1 protein-coding gene is annotated in these 263 nt (G+C 60.8%); it reads right to left on the reverse strand.

Annotation, left to right across the window (positions count from 1 at the left end):
• Window positions 1-247 (reverse strand): serine hydrolase (locus tag RAD10_RS42090; RefSeq protein WP_461622047.1); only part of this gene is annotated, 247 nt, incomplete at its 3' end.
• Between the last annotated feature and the right edge of the window lie 16 nt (window positions 248-263).

Here is a 263-nt window from a genome sequence, read left to right on the forward strand (position 1 = left end):
CGCGGCTGAGATCGCGAACCGTGACCCTGTCACCAGGCTTCAGGAACATCAACGAAGAGCCTTTGAACACCGGGTTGCCCTGCGCCCAGGCGTCTTTCCCCACGGTGACGACATCGTCGAGGCCAATCTTATGCTGATCGAGCGCGTGGTCGATCACCAACCCGGTCATGAGTTTGGTCAAGCTGGCCGGGTTGCGCCGTTCGTCGGCATTGCCGGCCGCCAGTACCTGGCCGGTGGTGTAATCCATCAAAACGTAAGAGGCG

The organism is Bradyrhizobium sp. 23AC (assembly GCF_054863025.1).